The 14724-nt window shown below is 44.7% G+C and carries 13 protein-coding genes; 4 read left to right on the top strand and 9 right to left on the bottom strand.

Translation table 11 applies throughout. From position 1 onward, the window contains the following. Nucleotides 1–17: 17 nt before the first annotated feature. Both ACE1TF_RS11175 and bshB2 read left to right on the top strand, forming a co-directional pair. Nucleotides 18–359 (top strand): DUF1806 family protein, encoded by a 342-nt coding sequence (locus ACE1TF_RS11175; RefSeq protein WP_042400238.1) that lies wholly within the window; start codon nucleotides 18–20, stop codon nucleotides 357–359. A gap of 15 nt (nucleotides 360–374) precedes the next feature. Beyond that, complete coding sequence (bshB2, locus tag ACE1TF_RS11170) at nucleotides 375–1052, top strand: bacillithiol biosynthesis deacetylase BshB2 (protein ID WP_375016760.1); 678 nt, start codon at nucleotides 375–377, stop codon at nucleotides 1050–1052. A gap of 1015 nt (nucleotides 1053–2067) precedes the next feature. Here bshB2 and ACE1TF_RS11165 read toward each other — a convergent pair. Then, the gene (locus tag ACE1TF_RS11165; RefSeq protein WP_375016758.1) at nucleotides 2068–2622 is read right to left on the bottom strand and encodes a thioredoxin family protein; all 555 of its coding nucleotides are present in this window, start codon (nucleotides 2620–2622) and stop codon (nucleotides 2068–2070) included. A 98-nt stretch (nucleotides 2623–2720) separates the two neighbouring features. Between ACE1TF_RS11165 and ACE1TF_RS11160 the strand changes: the two genes are divergently transcribed. Further along, nucleotides 2721–3353 (top strand): hypothetical protein, encoded by a 633-nt coding sequence (locus tag ACE1TF_RS11160; protein ID WP_238544633.1) that lies wholly within the window; start codon nucleotides 2721–2723, stop codon nucleotides 3351–3353. Here ACE1TF_RS11160 and sfsA read toward each other — a convergent pair. The 3 genes from sfsA to ACE1TF_RS11145 are packed head-to-tail and all read right to left on the bottom strand — an operon-like array spanning nucleotide 3312 to nucleotide 5909. Then, a complete protein-coding gene (gene sfsA, locus ACE1TF_RS11155; protein ID WP_042400233.1) occupies nucleotides 3312–4031 on the bottom strand; it encodes a DNA/RNA nuclease SfsA in 720 nt (239 codons plus the stop codon). The genes ACE1TF_RS11160 and sfsA overlap by 42 nt on opposite strands. A gap of 9 nt (nucleotides 4032–4040) precedes the next feature. Then, nucleotides 4041–4901, bottom strand: coding sequence for a MurR/RpiR family transcriptional regulator (locus ACE1TF_RS11150; protein ID WP_042400230.1), 861 nt, complete (start codon nucleotides 4899–4901; stop codon nucleotides 4041–4043). 27 nt (nucleotides 4902–4928) lie between these two features. Next, nucleotides 4929–5909: a BadF/BadG/BcrA/BcrD ATPase family protein gene (locus ACE1TF_RS11145; RefSeq protein ID WP_375016755.1), complete on the bottom strand. Its 981-nt coding sequence runs from the start codon at nucleotides 5907–5909 to the stop codon at nucleotides 4929–4931. Nucleotides 5910–5981: 72 nt separating this feature from the next. On the opposite strand from ACE1TF_RS11145, the gene ACE1TF_RS11140 reads away from it, so the two are divergent. Further along, complete coding sequence (locus tag ACE1TF_RS11140; protein ID WP_042400228.1) at nucleotides 5982–6923, top strand: NADP-dependent oxidoreductase; 942 nt, start codon at nucleotides 5982–5984, stop codon at nucleotides 6921–6923. Here ACE1TF_RS11140 and ACE1TF_RS11135 read toward each other — a convergent pair. The 5 genes from ACE1TF_RS11135 to ACE1TF_RS11115 all read right to left on the bottom strand — a co-directional run bounded on the left by ACE1TF_RS11135 (nucleotide 6902) and on the right by ACE1TF_RS11115 (nucleotide 14684). Beyond that, the gene (locus ACE1TF_RS11135; protein ID WP_042400225.1) at nucleotides 6902–8731 is read right to left on the bottom strand and encodes an ABC transporter ATP-binding protein; all 1830 of its coding nucleotides are present in this window, start codon (nucleotides 8729–8731) and stop codon (nucleotides 6902–6904) included. The two genes, ACE1TF_RS11140 and ACE1TF_RS11135, sit on opposite strands and share 22 nt — an antisense overlap. After that, a complete protein-coding gene (locus tag ACE1TF_RS11130; RefSeq protein ID WP_375016752.1) occupies nucleotides 8728–10449 on the bottom strand; it encodes an ABC transporter ATP-binding protein in 1722 nt (573 codons plus the stop codon). Before ACE1TF_RS11130 ends, ACE1TF_RS11135 begins: the two co-directional genes overlap by 4 nt. 585 nt (nucleotides 10450–11034) lie before the next feature. Continuing rightward, nucleotides 11035–12861 carry an exo-beta-N-acetylmuramidase NamZ family protein gene (locus tag ACE1TF_RS11125; RefSeq protein ID WP_375016750.1) on the bottom strand — a complete coding sequence of 609 codons (1827 nt, stop codon included), beginning with the start codon at nucleotides 12859–12861 and terminating at the stop codon, nucleotides 11035–11037. A gap of 81 nt (nucleotides 12862–12942) precedes the next feature. Beyond that, nucleotides 12943–13779 carry a carbohydrate ABC transporter permease gene (locus ACE1TF_RS11120; protein WP_042400223.1) on the bottom strand — a complete coding sequence of 279 codons (837 nt, stop codon included), beginning with the start codon at nucleotides 13777–13779 and terminating at the stop codon, nucleotides 12943–12945. Further along, nucleotides 13779–14684 (bottom strand): carbohydrate ABC transporter permease, encoded by a 906-nt coding sequence (locus ACE1TF_RS11115; protein WP_375016748.1) that lies wholly within the window; start codon nucleotides 14682–14684, stop codon nucleotides 13779–13781. The genes ACE1TF_RS11120 and ACE1TF_RS11115 overlap by 1 nt, the downstream gene beginning before the upstream one ends. Nucleotides 14685–14724 lie beyond the last annotated feature (40 nt).

The raw sequence follows: 14724 nt of genomic DNA, 5'->3' as shown, positions 1-14724 counted from the left end.
ATAGAAAGGGTGACACGATGATTGACATTGATATCGAGCGCGTCCAAGCTAAAATTTCATCTTTTTATAATAAACCGTGCTATATCCATTTTGAAATGACGAGTGGTGCTTATGCGGCCTACAGACACGGGCATAGTGCATCCGGTTATATACGAAACTCCCGTGTACAACTATTGGAAGGAAAAATTACTGGTGAAGGTCCATTTCGAGTTGGACTTAAAACCGAAGACGGCTGGATTTATGCTGACGGATTGACAAAAAAGGATGAAGACGGCGAAGGTACATTATTATTGTATGGGTTTGACCCTGAAGGAAAAATGCAGATTGCTTTACAACTTAGTGACACACCCTTCCAATAAAGGAGAACGATTGCTGTGAAAAAGTTTACGCACCTCTTACTTATCTTTCCCCATCCAGACGATGAGACATTTTCGGCTGCAGGAACGGTTCAGCTTTATAAAAACACGTATCAAGCAACCATTACTTGTGCTTCTCTCACCGCTGGCGAGATGGGCAGAAACTTCGGAACACCACCAATGGCAAACCGCGAGACGTTGCCAAGAATACGCAAGGAAGAGCTTGAAGATGCCTGCCGTATTATGGGTGTCGATCGCTTGCATCATCTCGGATTTCGCGATAAAACGTTAGAATTTGAACAAACCGAATTTCTCGCTAATACATTACGGGATCTCATTGAGAAGGAACAGCCAGACCTTGTCATTACATTTGACCCAGAATTAAGCATCCATCCTGATCATAATGCAACCGGGCGAGCAGTCATCCAGGCCGTTGGCAGCATGCCAAAGTCAGCCCGGCCACAATTGTATACGAAAGCCATTACTGCTGATGCTGTAGATATTATCGGTGAACCTCATATTATTTATGATATTTCTGATTATATGCCACTGAAAAAACAAGCCATCGCAGCCCACCGCTCACAAGCGTTAGAAGTCAATGCCATTACGAAGCAGAAACTAAAAGAAGGCGCAGATGATCCAGAGGCTTGGATACGTTACGAACAGTTTTGGGTGCATACATTCGAAGACGAGTGAGCAGCAAAATGACAAAACCCCATCACGTTCGCTTGCGCACCGAGTTGAGCGAACCAAACTTGCGGGAAACCCCAACAACAAAATCTACAAAGAAGTTTGAGTGCATAGCTACTCTCTCCCGTGGTTGAGGTGGGATTTTCTTTGGACGCCAGAATGTAGGGATTACATCGTCATTTAATTCGACTTGACTGTTATGACAAAAGACGTCTACACTTCAGCGGGGCAGGAAGCATGGTTCGCAATGTGCGCGCAAGTTCCCCCCATCTGCGCTCTAGTTTGCGCTTTTCACTGATTTTAGCGCCGAGTTCGCCAAATGCCTGCGCAGTTTGTTCCAACTGGAGCGCAGAATAGACTAAACCTAACACCTTACGACCTGTCGGCCCCCAGCGTGGCCGAACCGAAATCTAACTCGATTCGGCGCGACTCGCGCCGACAGAATATTGGGTTTTCAACTCAAGGTTTGTGGCAGGGAGTGAGGCTCAATGAACATCGCTTTGGAACTAGATTGTCGTTCAATTTCTTTAAAGTGCTGAATCTGATTCCATAAACGGACGTTTGGAACTAGATGTCGATCGATTGGAATCAGAAAGAGTCAAAATGGTTACATAAGAGTGAATCTGATTCCAATCGGTGATTTTTTGGAACCAGTTCTTCCGCTCCGCGATCAAAACCCCAACTTTGTCGGTTCCTCGTTAACCGAAACGAACGGTCCGTTCTCTGCGAGGATACGGGCAACATGGCACGTTGCGTATTTGCATGATTCCATCGTAGAATCGGTGATAGGAAATTTTTTACAATCAACAATCAAAAGTACTCGTATACGTCTTCCACTTTTCCTTTCTAACGCCCTCTCCATTAACTATGCTAGCTACCGTGCAAGGCGCAGGGCGGAAATCTTACCATTTTGTAGTGTCTACAGCGTGGTTACACTCCCACCTATATCGAACACCGTCAAAACCGGATGCTCCTTTGTGGAACATCCGGTTTTAAACTAGCTCATTTAGATTTGTTTAATTTAAGCTTTTTTTAACGTCTCCATAATACTGGAAAATACTTCATCCCAAACTTGCTCGTTCTCTCTGTACATCGCCGTGAGTTGTTGGATGGCTTTTTTTCTCTCATCATTAAATGTCGGTGACTCTTTATCTGGCAACTGAGCCATCAATTCATCTACTCTCCGCTGAACGGGTTCCGCTCTTGGTCCCCACTTGCAAAACTCATTGCCTTGTTCATCAAGAAAGATAAAGATAGGGATGGACCTTGATTTGCCATTGGTTAGGTACTGATCCATCAGCTCGAGGTTTTGGTCTCTTTGAAGAATAGAAAGTTTCATGTTGGTGCTCTCACCAATTTTCATGAGAATCGGCATGTTCACCATTGCATCTCCGCACCAATCTTCTGTAATGACAATCGTGCGTAACCCTCGGTCAGCCATCATTTCAAGATCGGCACTCTCATTGATTGCAAACCGCTCGTAAATGTGTTGTAAATTCTCTTTATGAGATTGCATCGATTGTATATACGTTTCTATAGACATACCTTGTTCGTACCACTCGTTTAGATTCAACACGAATCATTCCTTTCTTTGTTGTATAACTGTAGCATGGTTTGAGCGTTGCTTCCACGTATTGATATTGCTAGAGTGTTGATAGAGAGGAGAGAATTGGTGTGGAATATGTATGGTATGCCAGTTATGGTTCAAATTTACATCATGATCGTTTTCTATGTTATATCGAAGGAGGCACACCTGAAGGTTCAGAAAAAACGGAAATAGGATGCACAGACCCGACGCATCCAGTGAAGAGCGAAAAAGAGATGTTGCCTTATCCTTTATACTTCGCAAAACAATCACCGCGTTGGCAAAACGAAGGCGTTGCCTTTATAGGAACAAAACCTGTTGCAAACACCGAAACGTATAGTCGCAAGTACTTAATTACAAAAGAACAATTTCTCGAAGTCGTACAACAAGAAAATAACGGCATTGATGTAACGATTGATTTAAATCAAGTGATGGAAAACGGGTCACACACATTCGACCCTTCTGCATGGTACGGGGTTGTTGTGTATACAGGTATGTTTGCTGGCTATCCGGTGTTTACCTTTACATCACCAGAAGTTGCTCAGTCTGAACATCGCCCACCGTCTGTACCCTATCTCACGATGATTATCCGTGGTCTTCTTGCGATGATGCCAGCAGAACAAGTATTGGACTATCTTTCCACAAACCAAGAAGTAGCGTTACGTTACTCAAAAGATGACTTATGGCAAATCATCGAACAGTCGAACAGGCACTTCACCTAAATAATCATACCCATCGATGCTCGGCTTAACTTTGATGCCGAGCATCATGACTCCACTTGTTTTTGCATAGTTGAGCGCCTCGGCAAATTCTGGATCAATATGTTCGGCTGGTCGAATTTCATGAATGTCTTCTCGCTGAGCGACAAAAAGCAAAATGGCTCGTCCATCTTCACTGCGAGCAATATCGGATAAACCTTCCACATGTTTTCTACCTCTTTTTGTAACCGCGTCAGGAAAATAACCGATCCCCTCTTTAGCAAGCGTGACACTCTTCACCTCTAAAAGTGCCGAGCCACGATGACTGTGTAGTAAGAAATCCCACCTTGAGTGACCATACGTATATTCCTTTTTTTGAATCGTCCACGCGCTCAAACTTGATGCAATTCCCTTTTCAATCACACGTGCGGCGATATCATTTGCACGAGCAGCTTCCAATGAAACAAACCCTTTGTCTCGTCGCTCGACAAGCACAGCCGTCCAACGCGTTTTGCGGTTTGGGTTTTGACTAAATCGTAAGAACACCGTTGCGTCTTGGACGAGAAGGCCTTCAAGACGACCAGGATCTGGCACATGAGCCCGGACGGTTTCCCCGTCCGCTAACGTAGCAAAAAGAATAAACCGATTTGGGCGTTCTACAAATGTCGCCTCATATAACGTTTCTTCAAATGGGATTAACACGTGCACCCCTCACTCTCTAAACTCTTTTCGCAATGCTTCTCTCGTCTCATTTAAGTAATCTACCGATTCATCATAATTGATCGCAGCTACTCCTGTAAAAAGAATATCAATAACGTTTAGTTGAGCAATCCTGGAAGATGAAGCTGATGAGCGAATTTCCGCTTCTGAAGAAGAGGTATATAACGGAATATCAACGAGATCACTTAGAGAATTTGAGCCATATCGAGTGAGAGCAATCGTCGTTGCTCCCCGTTTTTTGGCGTTTTGAATCGCATGTAAAATGTGTCGCGTTTCGCCGGAATAAGAAATTGCAAAAGCAACATCCTCACTCGTTAACGTCACAGATGATGTGATTTGCATATGCATATCTTGGTACGCTGTGCACGGTTTGTTAATTCGGATAAATTTCTGCTGGGCATCTTGAGCGATAAGCTGCGACGCTGCTGCTCCATAAAACTCAATACGTTCTGCACGATGCAACGCCTGAATCGCTTTTGATATCGCTTGTTCGTCCAGAATGTGCAACGTCTCTTTAATAGAGAATATGTTGTTTTCGGAGATGTTTCGCATCAGTACTTCTGCTCCATCATCCGCTCGAATCTCTTGATACGTTATCGTATTGGATTGATCTCTCATCTGTAAATCGCCAGCAATCCGGACTTTCAATTCTTGGAACCCTTCTAAACCAATTCCTTTACACATCCGAATAATCGCCGCTTGACTTGAACCACTCGCATCAGCCAATTGTTTTACAGACATCGTAATCACTTTTTCAGGATGTTCTAAAATGTACCTCGCTGCATTTCGCTCTGCACGCTTTATTGACGGCATTGCTTCACGAATTCGGACGAGACCTCCGTTATGCGCCATTTTTCTACCACCTTCTTCTCGTTTGTCTTAAGAAACGATTGTTATTTGCTCAAAAATCTTTTCGTATTGTTCGTCTGTTCTCGTTTGTCCGATGTTCATGTCAGCAGCAGCAACAGCGCCAGCTAAAACTGGGTACACAGGTCGTGTTAATGTTGTATCGGGTAACTTTTCCTTAAACAAGTCCCCTAAAAGCTCGCGCCATAACCGCTCACTTTTGTACACACTGCCGGCAATGACGATTTGGTCGGGGGGATGTTGAAACAAACGTTCTGCCATGACGACCATAGCTTCTGCGTTTTTGTGTGCGGCCTCGCGAACAATCCGCTCGGCTTCAGGTTGGCCATCTACCGCTAGGTTGCACACTTGTTCACTTAAAGGCGCAATTCGCTCTCTCGTTTTTCCTGGCTCGTAAATAAGCGAGATGAGCTCGTTTGCTCGCTCTACTTGAAAATGTGCCAATACAGCTTCTGATAAGGGAGACGGCACTCGTTTCAGATCAAATTCATTCATGCAGTGCAGCACCGCTTGACGACCGAGCTCAAAGCCACTGCCCGCATCTTCAAGCAAGTACCCCCAACCGCCCAAACGATCACGATCGCCGTATTCATTCACACCGAAAACGATGGATCCCGTGCCGGCAATCGATGCGATGCCTGGTTGTCCATACGTTCCACTATACAATGCCGTAACCGCATCGTGGTCTACATAAATGGTAGGCTCGACAGAAAAGTGGTGACGAATGGCTTCTTTAAACACCGTTTTCGCTGGTTCACGGTCTCCTCCTGCCATTCCTGCGAACACGAACCGCACCTCTTCATACGCATGTTCTGCTTGCACTTTTAACTTCGTGAGCAAAGCTTCAATTCGAGACTGTACGACTTCCTCGCTTAGGCTGTTCGGGTTTGTTGCCGATACTAACGCCTCAGCCTGTACATTACCATTCCCATCGACTAATAAAGCTGCCGTCTTTGTACCACCACCGTCAATTGCAATCAATGAGTGCAACATATAGAAATTCCTCCAATCATGTTCTAGAACGTATGAATGCGGGTAAACTAAAACTAAAAAGGTTGTGAAAATATGAAGGCATTAGGTGTTCAACGTTTCGGAAGTAAAGATGAACTGACGGAGTTGGAAGTTACACATCCGACAGTTAACGAAGATGCTGTCATCGTGGAACAGTATGCGACATCGGTAAACCCTTTAGACTTTAAGCTTCGCGAAGGTAAAAAACCAGACCTTGATTTCCCTGTTGTGCTTGGCTCAGACATCTCAGGAATTATTGTAGAAAAAGGAGAAAATGTCACGAATTTTTCCATTGGTGATCGCGTCTTTGGCGTGACTGCAAAAAGTCCCGGTAGCACTTACGCAGCATACGTTTCAGTGCCTCAAGATCAAATTTTCAGATCTCCAGTTAATGCGGGCTTTCTCGAAGCGGCTGCGTTGCCACTTGCTGGTGTGACTGCACTGCAAAACTTGCAAGATCGAATGCAACTAACAGATAAAGATCGGCTGCTTGTTATTGGAGGTGCTGGAGGTGTAGGTTTATTCGCGATCCAAATTGCGAAGCACCTAGGTGCAACAGTAACCGCCGTTGGCAGCAGTGATTCTCAACAACTCATGAAAGACGCCGGAGCAGATGAAGTTATCGATTATGAACAGCAACCCGTCCATACGCTAAGTAAAACCTTTACCGCCATTTTCGATTGCGTCGGCGGTTCAAGCCAAGACGAGCTCTTTCCTTTACTAGAACGAGACGGCTGTTTACTTTCGATTGCCCGTGACCCTAGCGAACAATTGGCGAAGAAACACACGGTCACTGCAGCCTTTACAGCAATCTCACCGAGCCAAAGTCTTCTATCTAAACTGTGTGCACTGTATGAAAGTGAAACGCTAACTGTACACATCTCTGAGACGTTCCCGTTTACAGAACGAGGCGTCCAAGATGCGCACGAAAAAATCGAGAAAGGTCATACGAAAGGAAAACTCGTCATGAAGATTCAAGAAGACGAGGAACGCTGATCGGCATGCAATTTTGCATACGCCCCACCTAACTGCAACAACTGTTCATGCGTACCTTTCTCGATGATCCGCCCTTCATCAAAGATCACGATCATGTCCGCTTCGCGTATCGTGTTTAGACGATGAGCGATGACAAAGCTTGTTCGGCCTTCCATTAAGACAGCGAGTGCTTGTTGAATTTTCAATTCAGTAACGGTATCAATGCTACTCGTCGCTTCATCAAGGATTAACAGCTTCGGGTTGCGGAGCAAAGCTCTTGCAATTGCGAGTAGTTGTTTTTGACCTTGACTAATGCCACCGCCGCCTTTGAGGACGGTCTCGTAGCCATTGGATAGTTTTTCGATAAATCGATGAGCATTCGCTTCTTTTGCCGCTCGGCACACTGCATCATCGCTCGCTTCAAGGTTCCCATAACGAATATTTTCCATTATTGTCCCCTCGAATAAATGAGTGTCTTGCAATACAACTGCTAAATGCTCACGTAAATCCTCGCGCTTGATCGACCGGATTGGTTGATTGTCTAACAAAATATCGCCATCATCTGGATCATAAAAGCGGGTAAGTAAATTCATCATTGTCGTTTTTCCAGCACCGGTTTTCCCGACAAAAGCAACCGTCTTTCCCGGAGTTACGTGAAAACTTACATCTTGAATCGTTGGCGTATCTGTGTATGAGAAGCTCACATTCTGAAACTCAACCTCTCCTTGAACGTTCCAATCGATATCTCGATGGTTCGTTTCATCTTCTCGTTCGCGCTTTGTCCCCATCACTTCAAACACACGCTCCGCTCCTGCAATTGCAGAAAGCAAGAGGTTGAATTGATTGGCAAGGTCATTTAGAGGACGTGTGAATTGTCTAGAGTACTCAATGAATATAACGATTACACCAACGGTTATGAGATTGTTTACCGCCATCATTCCACCTGCCGCCGCAATGATGGCGAAGCTAAAGCTGTTGAGTGCATTCATATATTTCGGGATTAAACCAGAGTACACTTGTGCCCAAAAGCCCGATTGTTTTAGCTGGTCGTTTTGTTCACGAAATGAGTCGATCATACGCTCTTCTTGAGAGAACGTTTTCGTTATGGAATGGCCTGATATCGCCTCTTCACTAAACGCATTGAGCGCACCCAAGCGGTTTTGTTGTGCTTTAAAAAGCTTTCTCGTTCGTTTCGTAATCCAACGAATTCCAAACCACATTAACGGAATGACACTCATCGACACGAGCGTGAGTAGCGGGCTCAACCAGAGCATGACAACAAGTATACCGACGAGTGTGATAACACTCGTAAACACTTGAATAATAGAAGAGTTGAGCGTGTTGCTCACGTTTTCCATGTCATTGTTTACTCGGCTCATCAAATCGCCTTGCTCACTACTGTCAAAATAAGAAATCGGCAGTTCATTCATATGACCCATGAGTTGCGTACGCATTTGATAAACGGTGCTTTGCGACACACGAACCATCCAAAAATGTTGCAACCATACTGTTAGAGAATGCAAAAGGTAGATCGTGAGCAAACCGAGTAGCATATACATAAAGCCGTTCATTTCTCCGGTGCTAATAAACAGATCAATCGTCATTCCGACAAGGAAAGGCCCCGCAAGTGCCAACAAGGAACTTAGCGTCACCATGACGAGCACGATTGTGAGAGGGGCACGGTGTACTTGCAAGTATTTCCACAACTTCATTAACGTTTGCGACAAGTTTGTAGGTTTTTTTTGCTTACCTTGACGCTTGCTTGGATCGAGCATCGCTTTTAACTTTTTCAAGTCGTAAGAGAATGGGGCTTTCATTTGATTTTTCATTGGGTATGCCCCCGTTCATGCTGAGATTCATAGATTTCTCTGTAAATAGCGGAACGGTTTAAAAGGTCTTCGTGAGTACCTGACGATTCAATTTCACCGTTGTTCAGCAAAATCACCTGGTCCATTGCCTTTGTCGTCGATACCTTTTGCGTGACGATAACTGTCGTACACCCATATGCCTCAATCGCTTTCAAAAGGTTCATCTCCGTCGTAGCGTCGAGCGCACTCGTGCTGTCATCGAGCAACAAAATCGACGGCTTTCTTAATAGCGCCCTTGCAATCGTCAACCTTTGCTTTTGACCACCGGATAGATTAACCCCTCGCTGCCCAATCAATGTATCTAATCCTTCTGGTAAACCGATGACGGTTTCATAAATTTGTGCCGCCTGAAGTGCCTTTGCGATTTGCTCATCATCGGCATGTTTATGCCCAAATGAAACGACGTCGCGAATCGTTCCCGAAAGCAACGTGACCGCTTGGGGAACATAACCGATCTGTTCTCGGTAGTTTTTGAGCGGGTATGTATCAATAGAAGATTGATCGATATAAATCTGCCCATCATCAGGTTCATACAAACGAGCGATGAGTTGCATGAGCGTCGTTTTCCCAGAACCGGTAGCACCTAAAATGGCAACACTACTTTTTGGTTCGAACGAAAGATCGATATTCCGCAAAACCTGATTTGGAGAGCTGTTATAGGAAAAGGATACATTCGCCATACGAATGTCACCCACGATCGCTTTGTCATCGACACGCTTATCGTTTTCAAACTCATCCACTTTTGATTCTAATACTTCAAAAATCCGGTCTGAAGATGCTTTTGCACGGGATAAATTCATAATTATCATTGAAAATACACCTAGTGCCATCGCCGTACGTGTACTGTAGTTAATGATGGCAACGACTTCCCCAGTCGTCGCATTTCCAGTATTAATGTTCACATTACCGAGCCACAACACACCGATAATACCGATATTCATCAACAATAAAATGACCGGCATTGTCACTTCAACATATCGAAATGCAAATGTCGTTCGGTCTCTTAACTGCTCAGCCGCTCGCTGAAATCGCTCGCCCTCAAACTTACGTCTTACGAAAGCTTTCACGAGACGTACAGCAGTCAAATTCTCATGAACAATACCGTTAAGTACATCCAGTTGTTTTTGTACACCACGGAACAAGCGACCTGCCCGCACAAACAACCAGACAAGAAAAACGAAAAGAATTGGAACAGTGACGAGTAATACGATCGCAATGCGCCAATTAATGACAAAGGCCATGACGACTCCACCAATAACTAGCGCAGGGGCTCTTGCCATAATCCGCATTGACATGAGTAGTGTGTTTTGGATTTGGGTAACGTCATTTGTTAACCTTGTCGTCAATGAAGCATTGGAAAATACAGAAAGGTTCGCAAAAGAAAACTGTTGAATCTTCGCAAACAGATCATCTCTAATTTGCCAACCGACACTTTGACTCACATGTGCCGCAAAAAACGAGTTAAATACCCCAGCAACTAATGAGATGAAGGAGAGGCCAATCATTAATAGGCCCCACCTCCACACAGGGTCCGAATCCCCTGCGATAATACCTTCATCAATAATAATGGAAATAATCAGCGGTTGTGCCAATTCAATCGCAAGTTCAATAAACATCATCACGAGTGCCGCGACGATAACGATTGTGTAAGGTCTAAGATAGGTTAAAAGCTTTCTCATAAGTGCCCCCGTGTTGATCTATATAGAATGAACTTAAGATTTTCCTAATTGCACAGTTTGTTGTTGTTTTCCACTGCAGGCGGAGGCTTGCACTCCAGAGCATAAGTGCAACATCGGTGGCGAAACATCTGCCACCGTGTTTTCTTTACACTCCAGAGCATAAGTGCGAAATCGGTTCTGCCTCCTGGCTACGGTGTGAAGAAAGAAGTCCAAATGCCCATATATTCATATTTGTGACACTTGAGAAAGAAAAATCATTATTTTAAACGTGAATGTGCACATAAATGGTGTCAACTGTCACAAATATTGCGATTTGTGACAGTTGCGTGCCGAAAGTGCCCGGTTTGAGGGCTGGATTGTCACATACGTGACCGGCCATTACATGCTTGCACCAGGTGGTGAGCCTCGGTCACGACTTTTTAATCTTCGGCAAACGTTTTTCGTGTTGCCCCCAACCCTTGCAGTGACGAACAACGATTGGCAACGAGATGAATTTTTCACCACGCAATATGCAAGCACTCACCCGCAAATACCCATCTCGGTCATCTGATTCAATGAGATTCTTTAGTTCAACTTATCTAGCTGTTAATGAAATAAATCAATAACAATACGATTAGAATAGCCTGGTGTTTCGTACTTTACATCTTCTTGATTTGTTTGCAATTTTGCGACGAACGTACCGTCTTCGATTCCATATTCTACTTGGTCTAGAATTGGATTGTCCGGTGGGGTTATAATCCCTTCGCCGTCAACGAGTCGCTCCCCAAGTGCTGCATATGGAATTTCGATCGTTATCTCTCCACCGCCGGTGTCTATGTTTGGCCGGATCGTTTTATTTAAGTCAAACACGACACGTGTATATCCTGATTGTACTCCAAAACGAATGTTTTCGATGATATTTTGAGCGACAACAACATCTCGACTCGTCTCTTGCCTCAGAAACGAAGCACTCGCACTCGTCACACCTTCACCTACACCTGTGATCTTATTTCGATTAATCGTGGCAACCTCTTCGTCAATCGCCCAGTCAACCAAACGCCAGTGCGGGGTAAATGACCGGCCTCTGCGGTCGACCGCGTGCACAGAAATTGGAGACTCCTCTCCGACTGCAAGATTCAGGTCTAATGGCAAAATTCCTAGTACCATTTGGCGCTCATACTTGTTTACACCTTCAGGGTAAGGTCCGTACAACAAGTATTGATTACGAACATTTTCAACCCAATCATTCAAATCGTCTTCCCACGTTGCCTTCATTTCTTCCACGTTAGCACCTGAGCGTAAAAGGTCTCTTACTTCAGTAGAACCGATGAGTTCATTATAGTTGTCATTCACTTCATACTTTTCAGGATCTTGATCACGCATGGCAGTGGCTAATTCTAATCCTAATTCTACTACATCAATCTGCTGTTCGTCTTCAATATGGACTTGAACACCACCAATTAGTTCTCCTTCATATACACCAAACATTGGCGTGTAATACGTTGGTCTAAATTGAACGCCAGGAATGTCTCTTGAACGCATCTCTTCGGTTAAATCCTCCGCATTAATCCACGGGGCCCCGACAAGTTCAAAGGGCCGAGTCGTACCTAACCCTTCAGAAAGGTTCGAATTTGCAACGAGAATTGTTCCAGTATAAAGCGTGGCGGAATCCGGTGTTGGAATATTTGGAGACGTCATCACCCAAGGTAATCCTGTATCCTCAAAGTGCATATCACGTTCCCAGCCTTTCATCTCAGCCACACGCAAATCAACACCTAAAGCGTGCTCATGATTCCACATAACCGCTAACTCACCAGCGGTCATCCCGTGCCGAACCGGCAACAAATATCTTCCCATAAAGCTCACCGTATCAGCTGTTCGAAGCGGTCCCTCAACTCTCTCTCCGCCAATTGCATTCGGTCGGTCAAGGACAATGACAGGCATGCGTTCTTCTGCAGCCGCTTCCATCACAAAGCCGAGCGTATAAATATACGTATACACGTTAGAGCCGATATCTTGAATATCAAAAACGAGTACATCGACATCTTCTAGCATGTCTTCGGTCGGTTTCCACGTAGGTCCATACAAGCTGTACACAGGCAATCCGGTGCGTTCATCAATATAAGACTCAATATATTCACCCGCTTCTACATTGCCGCGAATACCATGTTCAGGGCCGTACATCGCCGTCATATTAATATCCTCATGCTCATAGAAAAGGTCGGCAGTACTGTCAAGATTCCGGTCAACCCCTGTCATATTCGTCACAAGACCAACCCTTTGGTCTTTTACCCAGTCTAAATGTTCATCTAGGAACACTTCCACACCTGGAATGACTGTCTCGTCTTTCTTACCTTCTGTATGTTCCAACGCGGGCGTTACAAAGAACAAAAGAAATGCAGCTACGAATACGAACCAAGACCATTTTTTCATCTTCATCACCTTTCTTTACTTCATAGGATTTTTGTATGTTCTCACGATGTCCACACAAGTCACCTCCTTTCAAATGTTTGGCTATCCTTTAATCGCCCCTGCTGTGAGACCACGGATAAAATGTTTGGATGCAAAAAGATAGAACAACAGCGGCGGAACAACAGCAACTGTTAGAGCAGCAAACGCTGTTGGCCAATCGGATTGATATTGACCGAAGAACTGCGAGATTCCAAGCGGCAACGTCGCCCACTGATCACTATTAATAAACACGAGTGGGAAAAAGAACTCATTCCATATCGGTATAAAATTGTAGATCGCGACCGTGGCAATCGCAGGTCGGAGCAACGGCACCCAGATGGAAAAGAGAATTCTAGAATCTCCAGCACCGTCCATCCGCGCTGACTCCTCTAGCTCGCTTGGAAACTCAGCCATAAACCCAGTCAGAATAAAGACAGCAATCGGAATGGTCATCGCTGTATAGATCGCAATGAGTGCAAACAACGTGTCAAACATCCCGAGTGTGCTAATCACTTCAAAAATATTCACCGTCGCCAAACGGGTCGGCAACATCGCACCGATAATAAAGTAAAAATAGATCCAACGGTTGCCGAAGAACTTGTATCTTGAAAGCGGATAACTCGCCATAATAGCGACAAGCAGCATGAGAAAGAGCGAGATGCCCGTCACGACGATACTGTTTCTAAAATACGTAAAGAAACCACCAAGTTCAAAAACCGTTCGATACCCTTCCAAGTTCAATCCAGCTGGAAGCCCGAATGGATTGACGAGCACTTCCATGTTCGTTTTAAACGACGTCACGATCATGAGAAATAACGGGTAGATGACGATGAACGACGCTACGCATAACAAGGCGTACACGAATACGTTCATTAACTTCGCATTTTTTCCTTGTACCATCACATTTCCCCCCGCTTTCTTCGATGATTAATATAGAGCATGCCGATGACAAACGTAGAGATCATAAAAAACGTCATCGTAGCAATAGCAGCCCCTAGCCCCATTTGCGGCACTTGACCACCTACACCACCAAAAGCGGTTCGATAGAAGAGGGTTCCGAGTAAGTCGACGGCATAATTCGGGCCGCCTGTTGAACCGACCATCGCATAAATAAGATCAAACTGATTAAAAACCCCCATCAACGTCATAATCGTCACGATACCAACAATCGGTATGATCGCGGGAAAAATAATATGTCGAAAGATGTTCCAACCTTTCGCCCCATCAAGACGCGCGGCCTCGAAACGGTCTTCTGGAATGCTTTGAATGCCGGCAATAAACAACATGACCATCAAGCCTGTGTATTGCCAAGCGTTAACGACTGCCACCGTCGGAAGAGCAGTCGCTTCATTACCAAGCCAAGCAGTTGCCCACGCCTCTAAGCCAATCACTTCTAGAAACTGATTAAGTACCCCGATGTTTGGATTCAATATTAATGTCCAAATAAACCCAATCATAAGTATGGAAATTGTTACAGGAATAAAGATAATCGTCCGAAACAGTCCAGTCAGCTTCAATCCTCTCGTTAATGCCAACGCTAAAAGCAGTGCAGTCACATTTTGAAACACCATCGTATAAAGGAAAAATTCTAACGTATTCGTAATCGCATTAATAAACCGGTCAGCGTATGGGGATTCAAATAACAGCCTTTGGAAGTTATCAAGTCCGATGAAAGTCATGTCTCCAATACCGGTATACTCATACAAGGCAACTCGCATCGACATAAGTAACGGAATTAACATGAACGCTGAGTAGATGACAAATGCCGGTACAAGAAATAGCAGCACACGTTTTCTAAATCTCATGGCGACTCCATCCTCTTTATGATTAATTGGTCGATCTTGG

The organism is Geomicrobium sp. JSM 1781026, assembly GCF_041949955.1.
Taxonomy (GTDB): Bacteria; Bacillota; Bacilli; order Bacillales; family Marinococcaceae; genus Geomicrobium_A.
Note: the sequence above shows the minus strand (reverse complement) of the source record. Positions and strands in the feature narration are given on the sequence as shown.